At 58.2% G+C, this 17,307-nt stretch carries 14 protein-coding genes and 2 tRNA genes; 14 read left to right on the top strand and 2 right to left on the bottom strand.

Annotated elements, in window-relative coordinates; translation table 11 throughout:
* The first annotated feature begins 128 nt into the window (after positions 1–128).
* The 10 genes from flgL to BLS60_RS10890 all read left to right on the top strand — a co-directional run bounded on the left by flgL (position 129) and on the right by BLS60_RS10890 (position 10,789).
* Positions 129–1,409 (top strand): flagellar hook-associated protein FlgL, encoded by a 1,281-nt coding sequence (gene flgL / locus BLS60_RS10930; RefSeq protein ID WP_092367820.1) that lies wholly within the window; start codon positions 129–131, stop codon positions 1,407–1,409.
* 355 nt (positions 1,410–1,764) lie between these two features.
* Positions 1,765–1,998: a hypothetical protein gene (locus BLS60_RS21315; RefSeq protein WP_143024591.1), complete on the top strand. Its 234-nt coding sequence runs from the start codon at positions 1,765–1,767 to the stop codon at positions 1,996–1,998.
* A gap of 26 nt (positions 1,999–2,024) precedes the next feature.
* Positions 2,025–3,551, top strand: a complete 1,527-nt coding sequence (locus BLS60_RS10925; protein ID WP_092367817.1) for a flagellin — start codon at positions 2,025–2,027, stop codon at positions 3,549–3,551.
* A 71-nt stretch (positions 3,552–3,622) separates the two neighbouring features.
* Complete coding sequence (locus BLS60_RS10920; RefSeq protein WP_092367815.1) at positions 3,623–3,979, top strand: flagellar protein FlaG; 357 nt, start codon at positions 3,623–3,625, stop codon at positions 3,977–3,979.
* Between the two features lie 64 nt (positions 3,980–4,043).
* The gene (gene fliD / locus BLS60_RS10915) at positions 4,044–5,492 is read left to right on the top strand and encodes a flagellar filament capping protein FliD (protein ID WP_092367812.1); all 1,449 of its coding nucleotides are present in this window, start codon (positions 4,044–4,046) and stop codon (positions 5,490–5,492) included.
* A gap of 83 nt (positions 5,493–5,575) precedes the next feature.
* Positions 5,576–5,953, top strand: a complete 378-nt coding sequence (fliS, locus tag BLS60_RS10910; protein WP_092367809.1) for a flagellar export chaperone FliS — start codon at positions 5,576–5,578, stop codon at positions 5,951–5,953.
* Positions 5,954–5,979: 26 nt separating this feature from the next.
* Positions 5,980–6,276, top strand: coding sequence for a flagellar protein FliT (fliT, locus tag BLS60_RS10905; protein WP_092367806.1), 297 nt, complete (start codon positions 5,980–5,982; stop codon positions 6,274–6,276).
* Positions 6,277–6,500: 224 nt separating this feature from the next.
* Positions 6,501–7,973, top strand: a complete 1,473-nt coding sequence (locus tag BLS60_RS10900; protein WP_092367803.1) for a sigma-54 dependent transcriptional regulator — start codon at positions 6,501–6,503, stop codon at positions 7,971–7,973.
* Between the two features lie 207 nt (positions 7,974–8,180).
* Entirely contained in the window at positions 8,181–9,386 is a 1,206-nt protein-coding gene (locus BLS60_RS10895) for a sensor histidine kinase (RefSeq protein WP_092367800.1), read from the top strand.
* Positions 9,387–9,388: 2 nt separating this feature from the next.
* Positions 9,389–10,789 carry a sigma-54-dependent transcriptional regulator gene (locus tag BLS60_RS10890; protein WP_092367797.1) on the top strand — a complete coding sequence of 467 codons (1,401 nt, stop codon included), beginning with the start codon at positions 9,389–9,391 and terminating at the stop codon, positions 10,787–10,789.
* 456 nt (positions 10,790–11,245) lie between these two features.
* On the opposite strand, the gene BLS60_RS10885 is transcribed toward BLS60_RS10890, so the two are convergent.
* Both BLS60_RS10885 and BLS60_RS10880 read right to left on the bottom strand, forming a co-directional pair.
* Positions 11,246–11,321 (bottom strand) — tRNA-Asn (locus BLS60_RS10885).
* Positions 11,322–11,388: 67 nt separating this feature from the next.
* Entirely contained in the window at positions 11,389–12,585 is a 1,197-nt protein-coding gene (locus BLS60_RS10880) for an amino acid aminotransferase (RefSeq protein WP_092367794.1), read from the bottom strand.
* Positions 12,586–12,918: 333 nt separating this feature from the next.
* Here BLS60_RS10880 and uvrB point away from each other — a divergent pair, with 333 nt between their 5' ends.
* The 4 genes from uvrB (at position 12,919) to BLS60_RS10860 (ending at position 17,305) form a co-directional block, all read left to right on the top strand.
* On the top strand, positions 12,919–14,934 hold the full coding sequence (gene uvrB / locus BLS60_RS10875; protein ID WP_092367791.1) for an excinuclease ABC subunit UvrB: 2,016 nt from the start codon (positions 12,919–12,921) through the stop codon (positions 14,932–14,934).
* Positions 14,931–15,449 carry a nucleoside 2-deoxyribosyltransferase gene (locus tag BLS60_RS10870; protein WP_092367788.1) on the top strand — a complete coding sequence of 173 codons (519 nt, stop codon included), beginning with the start codon at positions 14,931–14,933 and terminating at the stop codon, positions 15,447–15,449. Before uvrB ends, BLS60_RS10870 begins: the two co-directional genes overlap by 4 nt.
* A 152-nt stretch (positions 15,450–15,601) precedes the next feature.
* Positions 15,602–17,083, top strand: a complete 1,482-nt coding sequence (gltX, locus tag BLS60_RS10865; protein WP_092367785.1) for a glutamate--tRNA ligase — start codon at positions 15,602–15,604, stop codon at positions 17,081–17,083.
* A gap of 146 nt (positions 17,084–17,229) precedes the next feature.
* Positions 17,230–17,305 (top strand) — tRNA-Ala (locus tag BLS60_RS10860).
* The last annotated feature ends 2 nt before the right edge of the window (positions 17,306–17,307 follow it).

Below are 17,307 nucleotides of genomic sequence, written 5' to 3'. Positions count from 1 at the left end.
AAAACTATCAGGCACCGGGTGCACGATTATCCATTTCAACCATCCAGCGATGGCCAGATGGTGAGCAAATCCCCAAGAGGGTGCGGCCCTGGCAAACGCCAGTCGCCGCCAGAAAAGACGAGGCTGCTATGCGCATTTCCACTCTTCAGGCGTTCAACAACGGCGTGCAAGGCCTGCAGCGCAACTACGCCAATGCCATCCGCACCCAAGAACAGATCAGCACAGGCAACCGCATCCTCACGCCCGCCGACGATCCGGTCGCCTCGGTGCGCTTGCTGCAGCTTGAGCAGCAGCAGAATGTGTTGACTCAGTACAAAGACAATCTGACTGCCGCTGAAAATAGCCTTACTCAAGAAGATGTAACCCTTAACACAGTCGGGACCGTACTACAGCGTGTGCAGGAACTTGCAGTACGGGCGGGCAGTGGCTCACTGAGCGCAGATGATCGGAAGTCTATCGCCGCAGAGTTACGTGAGCGTGAAGATGAGCTTCTGGGCTTGATGAACAGTAGAAATGCTCGCGGGGAATATCTTTTTTCCGGCTTTCAAGGAAAGTCTGAGCCATTTGTTCGCAACGCTGATGGTACCTATAGATATGAAGGGGATGAGGGACAGCGCAAGGTTGAGATTGCAAGCTCTCTCGGCGTTGCCATTAGCGATAATGGCAAGAAGGTCTTCCAGAACATCACCAACGCAGGCCGTCTGCAGGCCACAGTGCCTGCTACGGTTGGTACGCCACCGGCACCCTATGCGACGCCGGCAGGATCAACCCTTAGAACATCGACGCCTCTTGTACAAGATGAGGTCGCCTTCGCTGGAAATCCCAAATTTCCAGATGCTGGAATAGATATCGTTTTTAGTGAAACAGAGCCCAATAGCTATAAGGTCTATGATTCAGCAACAGGTGAAGAGCTAAAGGACGGCAATGGATCCGTTGACGGTCGCGTTGATACGACTGACAAGCTAGTTTTTCGTGGCGTGGTAATCAATTTCAACGGTACATCGGTTGGCGGCGAGCGCATTCAGGTTACTAGCGACCCAACTGCGCAAAAGCAAGGCGTGCTGGATTCGATCGCAAACTTGCGTAGAACATTGGAAACAGAACCATCGACGCCCGAAGGTAATCTCGTCGTTCGCGATGCAATCGCCGAGGCCCTAACGAATCTCACAAATGCCAGCATCAATGTGGACAGCACGCGTGGGGATATCGGCGCCAGGTTGAACATCATTGATAGTGCAAAAGCCGATAACGATGATGTCACGCTGGTCAACAAGTCGACTCAGGCAGAGCTGCGCGAACTCGACTACGCCGAAGCGATGCCACGTTTGGCGTTTCAGACGTTGATTTTGGAAGCTGCTCAACAGAGCTATGTGAAAATCAGCGGCCTGAACCTGTTCAACAAGCTGTAACCGTTGAGTACGAATATGGCTGTAGTAGGGCGTATTAGCCGCAGGCGTAATACGCCGCACGTTCTCGGCACAGTAACACCCTAGGCTCACAGAGTCGCGTAATGCGCCAGCAATCTCGGCCCAGGTGCCGGACTACGCTTCGCTAATCCATCCGACGGTGCCGAATCTGACGCCAGAGTTGCTTGTGCCATTCGCGGCAGGACGCCACTCCTGCAGTGCGTGGTGCCACCTACGCGCTGAGGCATGCCAAAAATCTAGTAGGAGCGGTGCCCCGGCCGCGAAGCAGTCGCAGCCGCACCCTCGTAGCGGTGGAGGCATGCGTCCCAAGCGTCCGCCATCTAACCAGGGTCCGCCCATGCCGGATAACCCTACAGAAAAAGCCACCTCGGTCGATACCCATTCAGGCAAGCAACGGCGGATCGCCACCTTTGCTTGCAGGCGTGACGTGATGCTGAAAGGGCTTGCAAAAAAGTTTCACCAGTGCCCTAAAGCTTCCACCGAACACGCCGATAAAGATTACGAATGCGAAGTAACTGGGTGCCTGAGCAAGGCAACGGCCCAAGCGCTCGCACCACCCGGCTACCTTTAGTACCCGCCCCTTGGAGGCATGCAATCATGGCACTTACTGTAAATACCAACATCGCGTCGCTGAACACCCAGCGTAACCTGCAGTCTTCGTCCAACTCCCTGGCAACCTCCATGCAGCGCCTGTCTACCGGTAGCCGCATCAACAGCGCCAAAGACGACGCCGCGGGCCTGCAGATCTCCAACCGCCTGACCAGCCAGATCAACGGCCTGAACGTTGCTGTGCGTAACGCCAACGACGGTATCTCCCTGGCGCAAACCGCAGAAGGCGCTCTGCAACAGTCCACCAACATCCTGCAGCGTATGCGTGACTTGTCCCTGCAGGCTGCCAACGGCAGCAACGACTCGGTTGACCGTTCTGCCTTGCAGAAAGAAGTAGGCGCGCTGCAAAACGAATTGAGCCGTATTGCCGAAACCACGACCTTCGGTGGCCGTAAGTTGCTGGACGGTTCGTTCGGCTCCACTGCCTTCCAAGTGGGTGCGAATTCGAACGAGACCATCGATGTTTCGATAGGTAATGCCAGCTCTAACAAGATGGGTGCTTATACCTCTGATAAGGCCGGTACTGCCTCGGGGCTTGCTTCTGCTACGGCAGGCGATTCCAGCGGGACTATGACCATTTCGGCAAACGGCAAAGAGTATAAAGTTCAAGACGTCGCCGCTAAAGACACAGCCGCCGAGATTGCAAGCAAGATTAACTCTGCCGGTTCACCCATCAAGGCTTCGGCTCGTACAGATGCCGTCCTCACTAAAGCTGATACTATAAAAACTTTCGATCTTACGATTGAAGCTTTCAAGACTGATAACAGTCTTAGCCCAGCAGACTCTAAAATCGAGTTGAAAGGCCTAACGTCGTTCGATCAGGTCGTAAGTGCAGTTAACGCGAGCGGCTCTGGCCTCAGCGCCAAAGTGAATAGTAACGGTAGCCTCGAAGTTTCTTCTGGTGATGGTTCGACACTCAAATTCACCGCTTTGGGTAAGGTGGCTGCTGCAAACGCTACTGATCCAGACGTCGATGCTGCAGCTGCTGATATGAAATTAGCTGTACGCTCTGCTGAAGCGGATACTACAGACAAGAATATTGGTGCTCTGACTGCAACTCAGGATATTGGCGCTGGTGCTGCCGCGGGTGACTCAGGTTCGGCTTTCGCTAACGGCTACGTTAAACTCAGTTCGTCGGCGGCCTACTCTCTGAGCGGTACTGCTGTACCTAAAATCACGGGTGAAGCGGCAGGCGAGTTGGCCAAGATCAGCGATGTGGATGTGAGTACCGCCTATGGCGCTCAAAATGCAATCGACGTGATTGACGCTGCCATCGCATATATCGACTCCCAGCGTTCGGACCTCGGTGCCGTACAGGGGCGTTTTGACAACACCATTTCCAACCTGCAGAGCATTTCGGAAAACGCTGAAGCTGCCCGTAGCCGCATCAAAGATACTGACTTCGCTGCTGAAACCGCTACCTTGGCCAAAAACCAGGTGCTGCAGCAGGCCGGCACTGCGATTCTGGCCCAGGCCAAGCAGTTGCCGCAGTCTGTGCTCAGCCTGCTGCAGTAACGCGAGCCGTTACGAGGAAGCAAATAAAGGAGGGGCTCGCCCCTCCTTTATCCATTGATACGAGGTGAATCATGGATATAAGCAAAGTCGCGGGCAATGCGCTTGTGCAAGCCTCAGCTACGACCAACCCTGGCAGCCCAAAGGCTCCCGGGGTGTCTTCGGTTTCTGCTCAAGCTCCCGAGCAGGACCGCCGCGCAGCAACCAGCCGATCGTTAGTGGATTCGGCGGTGGTGGACATCCATTCTCAGATCCAGAATCTTCAACGCGACCTGAATTTTTCAGTGGATGATTCTACTGGTGATGTGGTGGTGAAGGTTATTGATGGTGAGTCAGGTAAGGTAGTCAGGCAAATACCTTCTAAAGAGGTGCTTGAGCTTGCTGCGCGGCTGGAAGATGTGCGCAGTTTGATGTTCGAAGCCAAGGCTTAACGGCACGATTCTTGATTAAGCAAAGCTAGGATCGCGTACGTAGTATTTTTTGACGGAGGCTATTATGGCTGGGATAACGGGTATTGGTGGAAGCGGGCTGGATATCGACAAAACCGTGAAGGCCCTGGTCGCGGCAGAGCGAAGCCCCAAGCAGACCCAGCTTGATAACCTTGAGAAAAAATCTACCACGACGATTACGTCTCTAGGTGCTGTGAAAAGTGCCATGAGTGAGTTCCAAAGCGCGCTTTCGTTGATCAATAGCCCGAGTTTGTTTCAGGCTCGCACTGCCACATCTTCGAAAACAGACTTGCTGACCGCTACCGCTGGCTTGAAAGCAGGGGCTGGCAGCTATCAGATAGAGGTCAAGAGTTTGGCGACGAGTAGTAAAGTCGCCCTTGCATCTGTTGCAGATAGCGCAAATGCCACCTTCGGCAACGGCACGTTTACCGTAAAGGTCGGCAATACCTCACTACCCGCCATCACGATTGACTCCACCAACAATACGCTGACGGGCGTCCGTGATGCCATCAACAAAGCCGGTGCCGACAAGGGGCTGTCTGCCACCATCATCAATGACAGCTCTGGGGCTCGCTTGGTACTGAGCAGCACAACAACCGGTGCGGGCGAGGATATTTCGGTCATTGCGGGATCCGATGACGGTTCAGGGAGCGTCAACCTTTCAAAACTGAACTTTTCCGCTCCTGCCTCTGGCGAGCCTGATCCTGCTGTCGGGCCGGATGATTCGGCTGCGCGGATTATTAGCCGTGCCGAGAGCGCCGAGCTCACCGTCGATGGGCTTAAGGTCATCAGCAAAAGTAATACGGTTGATACCGCGATTGAAGGGTTAACGCTCAATCTCAAAGGGGTCACTGCAGCCGATTCTCCTCTTACCGTGGGTGTTTCCCAAGATAAAGGCGGCGTGAAAACCAATATTCAGAATTTCGTCGATGCATACAACAAGCTGATGGGCGTTATCAGCGCTGAGACAAAAGTTACCCCCGTTGGCGACGGTAAAGCACCGGTGATAGCTGGGCTCGTCGGCGATGCGATGGCGCGAGGTATCCTTAGCGCAGTACGTGGTGAGTTGGTAAATGTTCCCAACGGTAGCAGTGGCGTGCGCTCGCTTGCTGACCTGGGCATCACGACCCAAAAAGACGGTACGCTGACGGTCGACAGCGCCAAGCTAGACAAGCAACTGACTAACAATTTTGAATCGATTTCGGCACTATTTACGGGTGATACGGGTCTGGCTTCACGCCTTTCGAAAAGGCTTGATCCCTATGTTCAAACGGGTGGCGTTATCGAGCAACGGGACAAATCGTTACGCTCGACCTTGACCACCATCGATAAGCAAAAAGAGGCGTTGAACACACGCATGCAAGCCGTGGAAGCGCGTTTGTTCAAGCAATTTAATGCTATGGACATGATGTATGCGCAGCTGTCCAACACTGCCTCCAGCCTCTCTGCTTCGCTTGATAACATGCCATGGGCGTCTGGCAACTCCAAAAAGTGATAATTTGGCGCTCTTTAAGCATCAAGTTTTTACGGCCCCTACCGATACATAGGTAAGTGATTTGTTACTCGAAGGGGTGCTCCATGAGATCGTTAGCCGCAATGAAGCAGTATCAGTGCGTAGATGTTCAAGCTCAAGTGACTGAGGCCAGTCCGCATCGGCTAATTCAGATGTTGATGCAGGGTGGGCTGGATCGTATCTATCAGGCTAAGGGGGCGCTTGAGCGCGGAGCTTATGCGGAGAAGGGTGAGCTGCTTGGTAAAGCAATCGCTATCGTCGGCGGCCTCCGTGAGGCATTGGATCAGAATGTTGATGGAGATCTGGTAGGTAATCTGGATAAGCTTTATGAGTACATGATCATGCGCTTGCTGGAAGGAAATCGCTCTAATGATTCAGGCAAGCTGGATGAAGTGGCCAACCTTCTTCGAGAAGTGAAATCCGGTTGGGATGCTATTGCCTAATCGGCATGAGTGAAAGGAGCCTCCCCATGAATACTTCCGTTCAGCGCTTGCAGGACACGGGCATTGCTATCCGTCAGGCTCTTTCTTCTCAGGATTGGATAGCCATCGGCGAGCTTGATCTGCAATGCCGCCAAGCTGTTGAGGATGCAATGGTCGACGCGGCTGATGACGATGGTGCGCTGCGCGCTCGTATGCAAGAGCTGCTGGATCTGTATAAGGATCTGGTGGGTGCTTGCCAGGCTGAGCGCCAACGGCTGGCAGGTGAGTTGATTCAGATGAATCAGTCGAAGCAGGGTGCCAAAGTCTACCAGCTGTTCGGTTGAATCTCGCTAGGGGCGCGGCTATGAAGTTGCGCTACCTTTGGGGAGGTTTGCCGCTATGCCTCTCTATTCCCCCCTTTGTTTTTGGCTGATCAGCTCCGCTCGTCCACCTCGCAACAAAAAAGCACGCCATAAAATTGACTAAGCGCCAAAAATTGTCTTAACTGCTGGCTAAATGCTGGCGCTAAAAAGTGCTGGGTGGCTTTTCCTTCTGGGCCAGAACAACTATGTGGCGTGAAACCAAGCTTCTGCTGATTGACGATAACCTCGAGCGCCGCCGTGATTTATCGGTGATTCTGAATTTTCTCGGTGAGGATCATCTGGCGTGCGGCAGCTTGGACTGGCGTGAGGTGGTAGATCATCTTGATTCGAGCCGAGGCGTGCTCAGCGTGTTGCTGGGAGAGGTGCAACTCAAGGGGAGAGCGCTGGATCTGCTGAAAGAGATCGCCGCGTGGGATGAGTACCTTCCTGTGCTGATGCTCGACGAGCACGCAACCGGCGACTGGCCGGAGGAGTTCCGCCGCCGTGTGCTGGCCTCGCTGGAAATGCCACCGAGCTACAACAAGCTGCTGGACTCGCTGCACCGAGCTCAGGTCTACCGTGAGATGTACGATCAGGCTCGTGAGCGCGGGCGCCAGCGTGAGACAAATCTGTTTCGTAGCCTGGTAGGTACCAGTCGCGCCATTCAGCAGGTACGGCAGATGATGCAGCAGGTCGCTGATACTGAGGCCAGCGTGCTGATTCTTGGTGAGTCGGGTACGGGCAAAGAAGTGGTAGCGCGCAACCTGCACTATCACTCCAAGCGCCGTGAAGGGCCGTTCGTGCCGGTGAACTGCGGGGCGATTCCTGCGGAGCTGCTGGAAAGCGAGTTGTTCGGACACGAGAAGGGTGCCTTCACCGGTGCAATCACTACTCGCGCTGGGCGCTTCGAACTGGCCAATGGCGGCACGCTGTTCCTTGATGAGATCGGCGACATGCCGCTGCCCATGCAGGTAAAGCTGCTGCGTGTTTTGCAGGAGCGTACGTTCGAGCGCGTGGGTAGCAACAAGACCCAGAATGCCGATGTGCGCATCATTGCTGCGACCCACAAGAATCTCGAAAACATGATCGAAGGTGGCAGTTTTCGTGAGGATCTCTACTACCGCCTCAACGTCTTCCCGATCGAGATGGCGCCACTGCGAGAGCGCATCGAAGACATTCCACTGCTGATGAACGAATTGATTTCGCGCATGGAGCATGAAAAGCGCGGCTCGATCCGGTTCAACTCGGCCGCGATCATGTCGCTTTGTCGGCACGACTGGGCAGGCAACGTGCGTGAGCTGGCCAACTTGGTCGAGCGCATGGCAATCATGCATCCCTACGGCGTGATTGGGGTCGGTGAGCTGCCGAAGAAATTCCGTCATGTGGATGATGAAGACGAGCAAATGGCCGCCAGCCTGCGCGAAGAGCTCGATGAGCGCGCCGTGCTGACGTCGCCCTCGTCTGGAATGGGATCACCGGCCATGCTGCCGGCTGAAGGGTTGGACTTGAAGGACTACCTTGGCAATTTGGAGCAGGGGCTGATCCAGCAGGCGCTCGATGATGCCGGCGGTATCGTGGCGCGTGCCGCCGAGCGGTTGCGCATTCGACGTACCACCCTGGTCGAGAAAATGCGCAAGTACGGTATGAGCCGGCGCGAAGATGAGTCCGGCGACGAGTAACGACTCGGTAGAGGGCTAGGTTGCAACGACCTGGCCCTTTTGCGCTAATTCGGCTTTATGGCCAATGATCTTCGCCACTGTACTGACGGTGGCACGCTAATAAATACCTACATGCCTGAAATTAAACGAGTTTATTTTCAGGCATGAGTATTGCTATCTCACTGGCAACTGACTGTCTTATGACGGCTCGCCACGCGAGAGAGCGTAATGAAACCCAGCCCGTACACACCCGCTTCGATAGAGCCCGAACCGCCAACACAGGCGGGGCGCGGTGATCTTGAGCAGTCACTGGCGCTGTTCGAGCAGATGTCCAGCCGGCTAGGCAGTTCTTACGATCTCCTGGAAAGTCGCGTCAATGAACTGACTGGCCAATTGGCCCAGGTCAGTGAGCAACGCGTCCAGGAATTGAACGAGAAGGAGCGCCTGGCCCATCGGCTGCAGAGCCTGCTGGATCTGCTGCCGGGCGGGATAGTGGTCATTGACGGTCACGGTATTGTGCGGGAAGCCAACCCCGTTGCTCGTGAAATGCTCGGTGAGCCATTGCTTGGAAGGCTGTGGCGCGAGGTCATCGCCCAGCGTTTTGCGCCGCGCCAGGATGATGGTCACGAAATTTCGCTTACCGATGGCCGTAGGCTTTCCATTTCCACAAGATCGTTGCAAGGCGAGCCGGGCCAGCTGGTATTGCTGACGGATCTGACAGAAACCCGCCGCTTGCAGGATCAGCTGTCCCGCCATGAGCGGTTGAGTGCCATGGGGCGTATGGTTGCTTCCCTGGCGCATCAGGTGCGCACGCCGTTATCCGCAGCGCTCCTGTATGCCAGCCACCTCACCGAACAGGTGCTGCCGGTCGAGCAGCAGCAGCGCTTCGCAGGCCGCCTAAAGGAGCGGCTGCACGAGTTGGAGCATCAGGTACGCGACATGCTGGTGTTTGCCCGCGGTGAATTGCCGCTCTCGGATCGTCTTCCTCCAGGCCAGTTGTTCGATGCGCTCAGGCGCTCTGGCGAGTCCTTGGTTCACGGGTTGGAGGTGCGCTGGCAGTGTGATGCCTGGCGGGGCGAGCTGCTGTGCAATCGCGACACGTTAGTCGGCACTCTACTGAATTTGGTTGAAAACGCCATTCAGGCCTCCGGTCCCGATGTTCGCTTGAAGGTCCATGCCTATATGCGCGGCGAGACCTTGCGTCTGTGCGTTAGCGACAATGGCCCCGGCATTGATGCAGCAACGCTGGCACGTCTGGGTGAGCCTTTCTTCACCACCAAGACCACCGGAACCGGCCTGGGGCTGGCGGTGGTCAAGGCGGTCGCTCGTGCTCATCACGGCGAGCTGCAGCTGCGCTCGCGGCCCGGGCGAGGTACCTGTGCCCTGTTGATCCTGCCGCTGATTGCGCCAGCGCAACCCTCGATTAAGGAGTGACCATGGCTACCAAAGTCCTGTTGGTGGAAGACGACCGCGCGCTGCGCGAAGCGCTGGCCGATACCATGGAATTGGGTGGCCATGCTTATCGAGCGGTCGATTGCGCCGAGGCGGCGCTGATCGCTATCGGCGAAGAGCCTTTTGGTCTGGTGGTGAGCGATGTGAACATGCCGGGCATGGATGGTCATCGTTTGCTCACGCTGATTCGTGAGCGGCAACCGCAATTGCCGGTGTTGCTGATGACCGCCTTCGGCGCCGTGGAGCGCGCTGTCGAAGCGATGCGTCGCGGCGCGGTCGATTATCTGGTCAAGCCCTTCGAGCCGAAGGCGCTGCTGTCGCTTGTTGAACAGCACGCGCTTGGGCGCGCCACTGGGCTGGAAGCGGACGGACCGGTTGCTCGTGAACCGGCCAGCCTGCAGTTGCTGGAGCTGGCTGCCCGAGTGGCGCGCAGTGACTCCACGGTGTTGATCACCGGCGAATCAGGAACCGGCAAGGAAGTCTTGGCGCGCTATCTCCACCAGCAGTCGCCGAGAGCGGCGGGGCCGTTCGTGGCTATCAACTGTGCGGCGATTCCGGACAACATGCTCGAAGCCACGCTATTTGGGCACGAAAAGGGCGCGTTTACCGGAGCTGTCGCCAGCGCGCCCGGAAAATTCGAGATGGCCGAGGGCGGCACCATCCTGCTCGATGAAATCTCCGAGATGCCGCTCGCTCTCCAAGCCAAACTGCTGCGTGTGTTGCAGGAACGCGAAGTGGAGCGGGTGGGTGGGCGCAAGCCAATCGTTCTGGATATTCGTGTGCTGGCGACCAGCAACCGTGACCTCGCTGCTGAAGTAGCGGCGGGGCGCTTTCGCGAGGACTTGTTCTATCGCTTGTCAGTATTTCCGTTGGCGTGGCGACCGCTGCGTGAGCGCCCGGCCGATATTTTGCCGCTGGCCGAGCGCTTGCTGGCCAAGTACGTACGCAAGATGAATCTGGCGCCTTTGCGGCTCTCTGCGCAAGCGGTCGCGTGCCTGACAAATCACGCCTGGCCTGGCAACGTGCGCGAACTGGATAACGCCATTCAACGTGCTGTAATTCTCCAGCAAGGAGGCGTTATCGAGCCCCACGACCTTTGTCTTACTGCGCCGATCGGTTTTGCCTCGGTGTCTCACGTGATGCAGCCTCAGCTGACTGTCGTGCCGCCAGCTGCCGCCTCCGAACCTGCCGCAATGGACGGCGCGCTGGGCGAGGACCTGCGTCGCCGGGAGTACCAGGTCATTATCGACATCCTGCGTGCTGAGCGAGGCCGTCGCAAGGAGGCTGCCGAACGCCTGGGCATCAGCCCGCGCACGCTGCGCTACAAACTGGCACAGATGCGCGATGCAGGGATGGATGTCGAGGCTTATCTCTATGCGAGTTGAGCACGTTTGTACTGGGGCTTCGAGTAGCCTGGGTTGAGCGAAGCGATACCCAGGGGCTGTTACAGCGTGCGTGTCGCTCGAATTGCCTCAACGTCGGATATCGCTTGGTGGGTTACGCGCCGCTCGCACGGCGTAACACGCATGATGGGCGTGGCCATGCGGCGCTAACCCACCCTACCTCTTAGCTTGCGAACGCGGCTCAGCGCGGCCCCGATGGGGTGAGCGAAGCGAATAGCCTGGGACGTAATCCCCGATGAGAGTCCAGCAGGCAATAAAAAACCCGGCATATTGACCGGGTTTCTTGAATTTGGCTCCGCGACCTGGACTCGACAGCGCAGCTGAACGCGCTTCAGCGCGGCCCCGAAGGGGTGAGCGAAGCGAATAACCTGGGACGTAGTCCCTGGTGAGAGTCCAGCAGACACAAAAAAGCCCCGGTATGAACCGAGGCTTTGAATTTGGCTCCGCGACCTGGACTCGAACCAGGGACCCAATGATTAACAGTCATTTGCTCTACCAACTGAGCTATCGCGGAACAACGACGCGTATCCTACTGATTACGAAGGGGAAGTCAAGCATCTGCCAGCTTCCCCTTAGGCAGCTCAAAGTACCGCGGCGATAGCCTTGGTGACGACTGGCAGGTTACGCGTGTTCAGCGCTGCGACGCAGATGCGGCCAGTGCCCACGGCGTAGATACCGAACTCGTTTCTAAGGCGTTCGACCTGCTCGGTGGTGAGGCCCGAGTAGGAGAACATGCCGCGCTGCTGGGCGACGAAGCCGAAGTCGCGCTTTGCATTCAGGGCAGCCAGCTGCTCTACCATGGCCAGGCGCATGGTGCGGATGCGATCGCGCATTTCACCCAATTCGGTTTCCCACATCACACGCAGCTCGGGGCTGTTGAGTACGGCTGCAACCACGCTGGCACCATGGGTAGGCGGGTTGGAGTAGTTGGTGCGGATCACGCGCTTGACTTGCGACAGCACACGGCCGGTTTCTTCCTGGTCGCCGGTGACGATGGTCAGTGCGCCGACACGTTCGCCGTACAGCGAGAAGGATTTGGAGAACGAACTGGAGACGAAGAACGTCAGGCCAGATTGGGCGAACAAACGCACTGCGGCGGCGTCTTCTTCAATACCGTCGCCGAAACCCTGGTAGGCGATATCAAGGAAGGGTACATGCTCGCGCTCACGCACGATTTCCAGCACCGCTTGCCAGTCTTCAGGCGTCAGGTCGACACCGGTCGGGTTGTGACAGCAGGCATGCAGCACCACGATCGAGCGCGCAGGCAGGTTCTTCAAGTCTTCGAGCAGGCCGCCACGGTTAACGCCGTTGCTGAAGGCGTCGTAGTAGCGGTAGTTGCGAACCGGGAAGCCGGCCGCCTCGAACAGCGCGCGGTGGTTTTCCCAGCTCGGGTCGCTGATCGCTACGGTCGCGTCTGGCAGCAGGCGCTTGAGGAAGTCCGCGCCGGTTTTCAGTGCGCCGGTGCCGCCGATGGCCTGGGTGGTGATCACGCGGCCTTGCTGGATCAGCGGCGAGTCGCTGCCCAGCAGCAGTGTCTGCACGGCCTTGTCGTAAGCCGCGATGCCTTCGATCGGCAGATAGCCACGCGGCGCGCGGGCGGCGGTCAGGGCGGCTTCTGCCTCGACCACAGCGCGCAGCAGCGGGATGCGGCCTTCTTCGTTGGTGTAGACGCCCACGCCAAGGTTGACCTTGGTGGTGCGCGTATCGGCGTTGAATGCTTCGTTGAGGCCCAGGATAGGATCGCGCGGAGCCATTTCGACGGCGGAGAACAGACTCATGAGGGCGGCAGCTCTGTAGTGAGGGTGGGTTTGGAAACCGATTTACGTTCCTGGCAGGCCGTTTAAAAACGTGATCGAGGCAGCCAGCGCAAGGCAGAAACAGTCGAAAAGGCGGAGTGTACGAGTAGTACATGAGCATTTTGAGACTGTTTTAACGCAGCGATGGCAACGCAGATAGTTTTTCAACAACCTGCTGGAGCAACCCCGGCAACTGCAGTTTGGGGTTGCGCAAGCGGGCCGTTAGTATAGCGGCCCATATTCTGTGTCGCGACAGCGTACACCAGGTATGACGCCCGCTTTTTCGCGGCGTCACAGCCTTTTGTAGAGGTATTTATGTCCGAGTTCCAACTGGTCACCCGTTTCCAGCCTGCCGGCGATCAGCCCGAGGCGATCCGGCAGATGATCGAGGGTCTGGAAGCGGGCCTTTCGCACCAGACGCTGCTCGGTGTGACCGGCTCCGGCAAGACCTTCAGCATCGCCAACGTGATTGCCCAGGTGCAGCGTCCGACCCTAGTGCTGGCGCCGAACAAGACCCTGGCGGCGCAGTTGTATGGCGAATTCAAGTCGTTCTTCCCGAACAACGCGGTGGAGTATTTCGTTTCCTACTACGACTATTACCAGCCCGAGGCTTATGTGCCTTCGTCGGACACCTTCATCGAGAAGGATGCCTCGATCAACGACCACATCGAGCAGATGCGTTTGTCGGCGACCAAGGCGCTGATCGAGCGCAAGGATGTCATCGTGGTCTGCACGGTGTCGTCGATCTACGGCCTGGGCAGCCCCGAGGAGTACCTGAAAATGGTGCTGCACCTCGACCGTGGCGACAAGATGGACCAGCGCGCGCTGTTACGCCGCCTGGCCGAGTTGCAGTACACGCGCAACGACATGGATTTCGCCCGTGCGACCTTCCGCGTGCGTGGCGATGTCATCGACGTCTTTCCTGCTGAATCGGACCTCGAAGCGATCCGCATCGAGTTGTTCGATGACGAGGTCGAGAACATCAGCGCCTTCGACCCGTTGACTGGTGAGGTGATCAGCCGCTTGCCGCGTTTCACCTTCTATCCCAAGAGCCACTACGTGACGCCCCGCGACACCCTGCTCGAGGCCATGGAGAAGATCAAGGTCGAGCTCAAGGACCGTCTGGACTACCTACGCGGTGCCAACAAACTGGTCGAGGCACAGCGGCTGGAGCAGCGCACCCGCTTCGACTTGGAAATGATCCTCGAGCTGGGCTATTGCAACGGCATCGAAAACTACTCGCGCTACCTGTCGGGTCGTGATTCCGGATTGCCGCCGCCGACACTCTATGACTACTTGCCGGCCGAAGCGCTGCTGGTGATCGATGAGTCCCACGTCAGCGTGCCCCAGGTGGGCGCCATGTACAAAGGTGACCGCTCGCGTAAGGAAACCCTGGTGGAGTACGGCTTCCGCTTGCCATCGGCGCTGGATAACCGACCGATGCGCTTCGAGGAGTGGGAGGCGGCAAGCCCGCAGACCATTTTCGTGTCGGCGACGCCAGGTCCTTACGAGGCCGATCATGCCGGGCGCGTCATCGAACAGGTGGTGCGGCCGACCGGGCTGGTCGACCCGCAGATTGAAGTCCGTCCTGCGCGCACCCAGGTCGACGACCTGCTGTCCGAAATCAACAAGCGCGTGGCGATCGAGGAGCGGGTGCTGGTCACCACCCTGACCAAGCGCATGGCCGAGGACCTCACCGACTACCTGGGCGATCACGGCGTCAAAGTGCGCTACCTGCACTCGGACATCGACACCGTGGAGCGGGTCGAGATTATCCGCGACCTGCGCATCGGCACCTTCGATGTGCTGGTAGGCATCAACCTGCTGCGCGAGGGACTGGACATGCCTGAGGTGTCGCTGGTGGCGATCCTCGATGCCGACAAGGAAGGTTTCCTGCGCTCCGAGCGCTCGTTGATTCAGACCATCGGCCGCGCCGCGCGGAACCTCAACGGCCGGGCCGTTCTCTATGGCGACCGGATGACCGGCTCCATGGAGCGCGCCATCGGTGAAACCGAGCGCCGCCGTGAGAAGCAGATCGCCTTCAACGAGGCCAACGGCATCGTGCCCAAGGGCGTGTTCAAGGACGTCAAGGACATCCTCGAAGGCGCCGTGGTACCCGGCGCCCGCAGCAACAAGCGCAAGGGCATGGCCAAGGCCGCAGAAGAGAGTGCGCGCTACGAAGCCGAGCTGCGTTCGCCCTCGGAGATCACCAAGCGCATTCGCCAGCTGGAAGAGAAAATGTACCAATTGGCACGTGACCTTGAATTCGAGGCGGCGGCGCAGATGCGCGATGACATTCAGAAACTGCGTGAGCGTCTGCTGACCGTATGAGCACGAGTGCGACGGCAAGGATCTATCTGGCCGGATTCGACGTGTTCCGGCGCGACGCCGTCGAGCATGGCGTGTACCTTAAAGGTCTCTGTCGGCAGCAGGGGATGGAAGGCCTTTATCCTTTCGACAACGAGGTCGCGCAGGATCTTTCACCTGCTGAATGCGCCGCGCAGATCTGCCGGCTGAACCTGGCGATGATCCGCGAGGCGGATGCCGTACTGGCCAATCTCAACCTGTTTCGCGGCTTCGAGCCGGATTCGGGTACCGCCTTCGAGATCGGTGCTGCGGTGGCGCTTGGCAAACCGGTGTGGGCCTACTTTCAGGCGCAGGGAGCGATGCGTGAGTGGCTGTCCAGCGACCTCCAGGGGCGCGATGCCGATGGCTTCCTCATTGAGGATTTCGGTCTGCCGCGCAATCTGATGCTCGCCTGTTCCTGGGCGGGTTGCAGTGCCAGCGTGGAGGAGGGCGTCATCGCCTTGCGTCAGCATCTGTCCGGCCAGCCCACCTCAGGCTGATACTGCAGGTCGCTGGAGCCCGCAGGGGCTGGCCTGTTAAGATTCACGCCTTTCGCCCTTGTGCGTTTCCACGACGCCTGCGCCGGCAGCTTCTCGGCTACGCCGCAGAAACGCCGTAGGCCGGTTTGCGCCTTACCTCATCGGGATTATCCATGACCACCGTCCGTACTCGCATCGCACCATCGCCCACTGGCGATCCCCACGTAGGGACTGCCTACATCGCCCTGTTCAACCTGTGCTTCGCCCGTCAGCACGGTGGTGAGTTCATCCTGCGTATCGAAGACACCGACCAGGTGCGTTCGACCCGCGAGTCGGAACAGCAGATTTACAACGCCCTGCGCTGGCTGGGTATCGAGTGGAACGAAGGCCCGGACGTAGGCGGCCCTTACGGTCCCTATCGGCAGAGCGAGCGCGGCGAGATTTACCGCAAGTACGCGCTGGAGCTGGTCGAGAAAGGCCATGCCTTCTACTGCTTCTGCACCCCGGAAGAACTCGACCAGATGCGCGCCGAGCAGATGGCCCGTGGCGAGACGCCGCGCTACGACGGCCGTGGCCTGCTGTTGTCCGATGAAGAAGTGCAGCGTCGCCTGGCGGCAGGTGAACCTCACGTGATCCGCATGAAGGTGCCGAGCGAAGGCATTTGCGTGGTACCGGACATGCTGCGCGGCAACGTCGAGATCCCGTGGGATCGCATGGACATGCAGGTGCTGATGAAGACCGACGGCCTGCCGACGTACTTCCTCGCCAACGTGGTCGACGACCACCTGATGAAGATTACCCACGTGCTGCGCGGCGAAGAATGGCTGCCGTCGGCACCCAAGCTGATTCTGCTGTACGAGTATTTTGGCTGGGAAAAACCGCAGCTTTGCTACATGCCGCTGCTGCGCAATCCGGACAAGAGCAAGTTGTCCAAGCGCAAGAACCCGACCTCGATCACCTTCTACGAGCGCATGGGCTTCCTGCCGCAGGCGATGCTCAACTACCTGGGCCGCATGGGTTGGTCGATGCCGGATGAGCGCGAGAAATTCACCCTGGATGAAATGATCGCGCACTTCGACGTGCAGCGCGTCTCCCTGGGCGGGCCGATTTTCGATCTGGAAAAGCTGTCCTGGCTCAACGGCCAGTGGATGCGCGACCTGAGCGTCGAGGAATTCGCCGCGGGCGTGCAGAAGTGGGCGTTCAACAGCGACTACCTGATGCAGATTGCTCCGCATGTGCAAGGCCGGGTGGAGACCTTCAGCCAGATCGCGCCGTTGGCGAGTTTCTTCTTCGCCGGTGGCGTGCAGCCTGACAGGGCGCTGTTCGCACACAAGAAACTGTCCGACGACCAGGTGCGCCAACTGATGCAGTTGATCCTGTGGAAGCTCGAAGCGCTGCGCCAGTGGGAGAAGGAGCGCATCACCGGGTGCATCCAGGCGGTGGTCGAGCATCTGGAGTTGAAATTGCGCGACGCCATGCCGCTGATGTTCGCCGCCATCACCGGCCAGGCCAGTTCGGTGTCGGTGCTCGATGCCATGGAGATTCTTGGCCCGGATCTCACCCGTTTCCGTCTGCGTCAGGCCATCGAGCTGCTCGGTGGTGTGTCGAAGAAAGAGAACAAGGAATGGGAAAAACTTCTGGCCGGCATCGCCTGATGCCTGGCCGCCGGTCGCTTGCGCGAGGCGGGGGCCTGGCGTGGGCGGTAAGTGTTTGTTATGTCAGCGAAATAAAACGCATCACCGGCTAGAATTTTGTTGACAGGGTGCGGGGCCGCACTTAACATGCGCCCCGTCCTCGAGATGGGGCTATAGCTCAGCTGGGAGAGCGCTTGCATGGCATGCAAGAGGTCGACGGTTCGATCCCGTCTAGCTCCACCAAT

It is taken from the genome of Phytopseudomonas seleniipraecipitans, from assembly GCF_900102335.1.
Lineage (GTDB): Bacteria > Pseudomonadota > Gammaproteobacteria > Pseudomonadales > Pseudomonadaceae > Aquipseudomonas > Aquipseudomonas seleniipraecipitans.
This window is presented reverse-complemented; position numbering and strand designations above follow the sequence as displayed.

Bases quoted from the DNA above. Each gene is read 5' to 3' on its own strand.
- flgL (WP_092367820.1), top strand. From the start codon at position 129: ATGCGCATTTCCACTCTTCAGGCGTTCAACAACGGCGTGCAAGGCCTG.
- BLS60_RS21315 (WP_143024591.1), top strand. From the start codon at position 1,765: ATGCCGGATAACCCTACAGAAAAAGCCACCTCGGTCGATACCCATTCA.
- BLS60_RS10925 (WP_092367817.1), top strand. From the start codon at position 2,025: ATGGCACTTACTGTAAATACCAACATCGCGTCGCTGAACACCCAGCGT.
- BLS60_RS10920 (WP_092367815.1), top strand. From the start codon at position 3,623: ATGGATATAAGCAAAGTCGCGGGCAATGCGCTTGTGCAAGCCTCAGCT.
- fliD (WP_092367812.1), top strand. From the start codon at position 4,044: ATGGCTGGGATAACGGGTATTGGTGGAAGCGGGCTGGATATCGACAAA.
- fliS (WP_092367809.1), top strand. From the start codon at position 5,576: ATGAGATCGTTAGCCGCAATGAAGCAGTATCAGTGCGTAGATGTTCAA.
- fliT (WP_092367806.1), top strand. From the start codon at position 5,980: ATGAATACTTCCGTTCAGCGCTTGCAGGACACGGGCATTGCTATCCGT.
- BLS60_RS10900 (WP_092367803.1), top strand. From the start codon at position 6,501: ATGTGGCGTGAAACCAAGCTTCTGCTGATTGACGATAACCTCGAGCGC.
- BLS60_RS10895 (WP_092367800.1), top strand. From the start codon at position 8,181: ATGAAACCCAGCCCGTACACACCCGCTTCGATAGAGCCCGAACCGCCA.
- BLS60_RS10890 (WP_092367797.1), top strand. From the start codon at position 9,389: ATGGCTACCAAAGTCCTGTTGGTGGAAGACGACCGCGCGCTGCGCGAA.
- BLS60_RS10880 (WP_092367794.1), bottom strand. From the start codon at position 12,585: ATGAGTCTGTTCTCCGCCGTCGAAATGGCTCCGCGCGATCCTATCCTG.
- uvrB (WP_092367791.1), top strand. From the start codon at position 12,919: ATGTCCGAGTTCCAACTGGTCACCCGTTTCCAGCCTGCCGGCGATCAG.
- BLS60_RS10870 (WP_092367788.1), top strand. From the start codon at position 14,931: ATGAGCACGAGTGCGACGGCAAGGATCTATCTGGCCGGATTCGACGTG.
- gltX (WP_092367785.1), top strand. From the start codon at position 15,602: ATGACCACCGTCCGTACTCGCATCGCACCATCGCCCACTGGCGATCCC.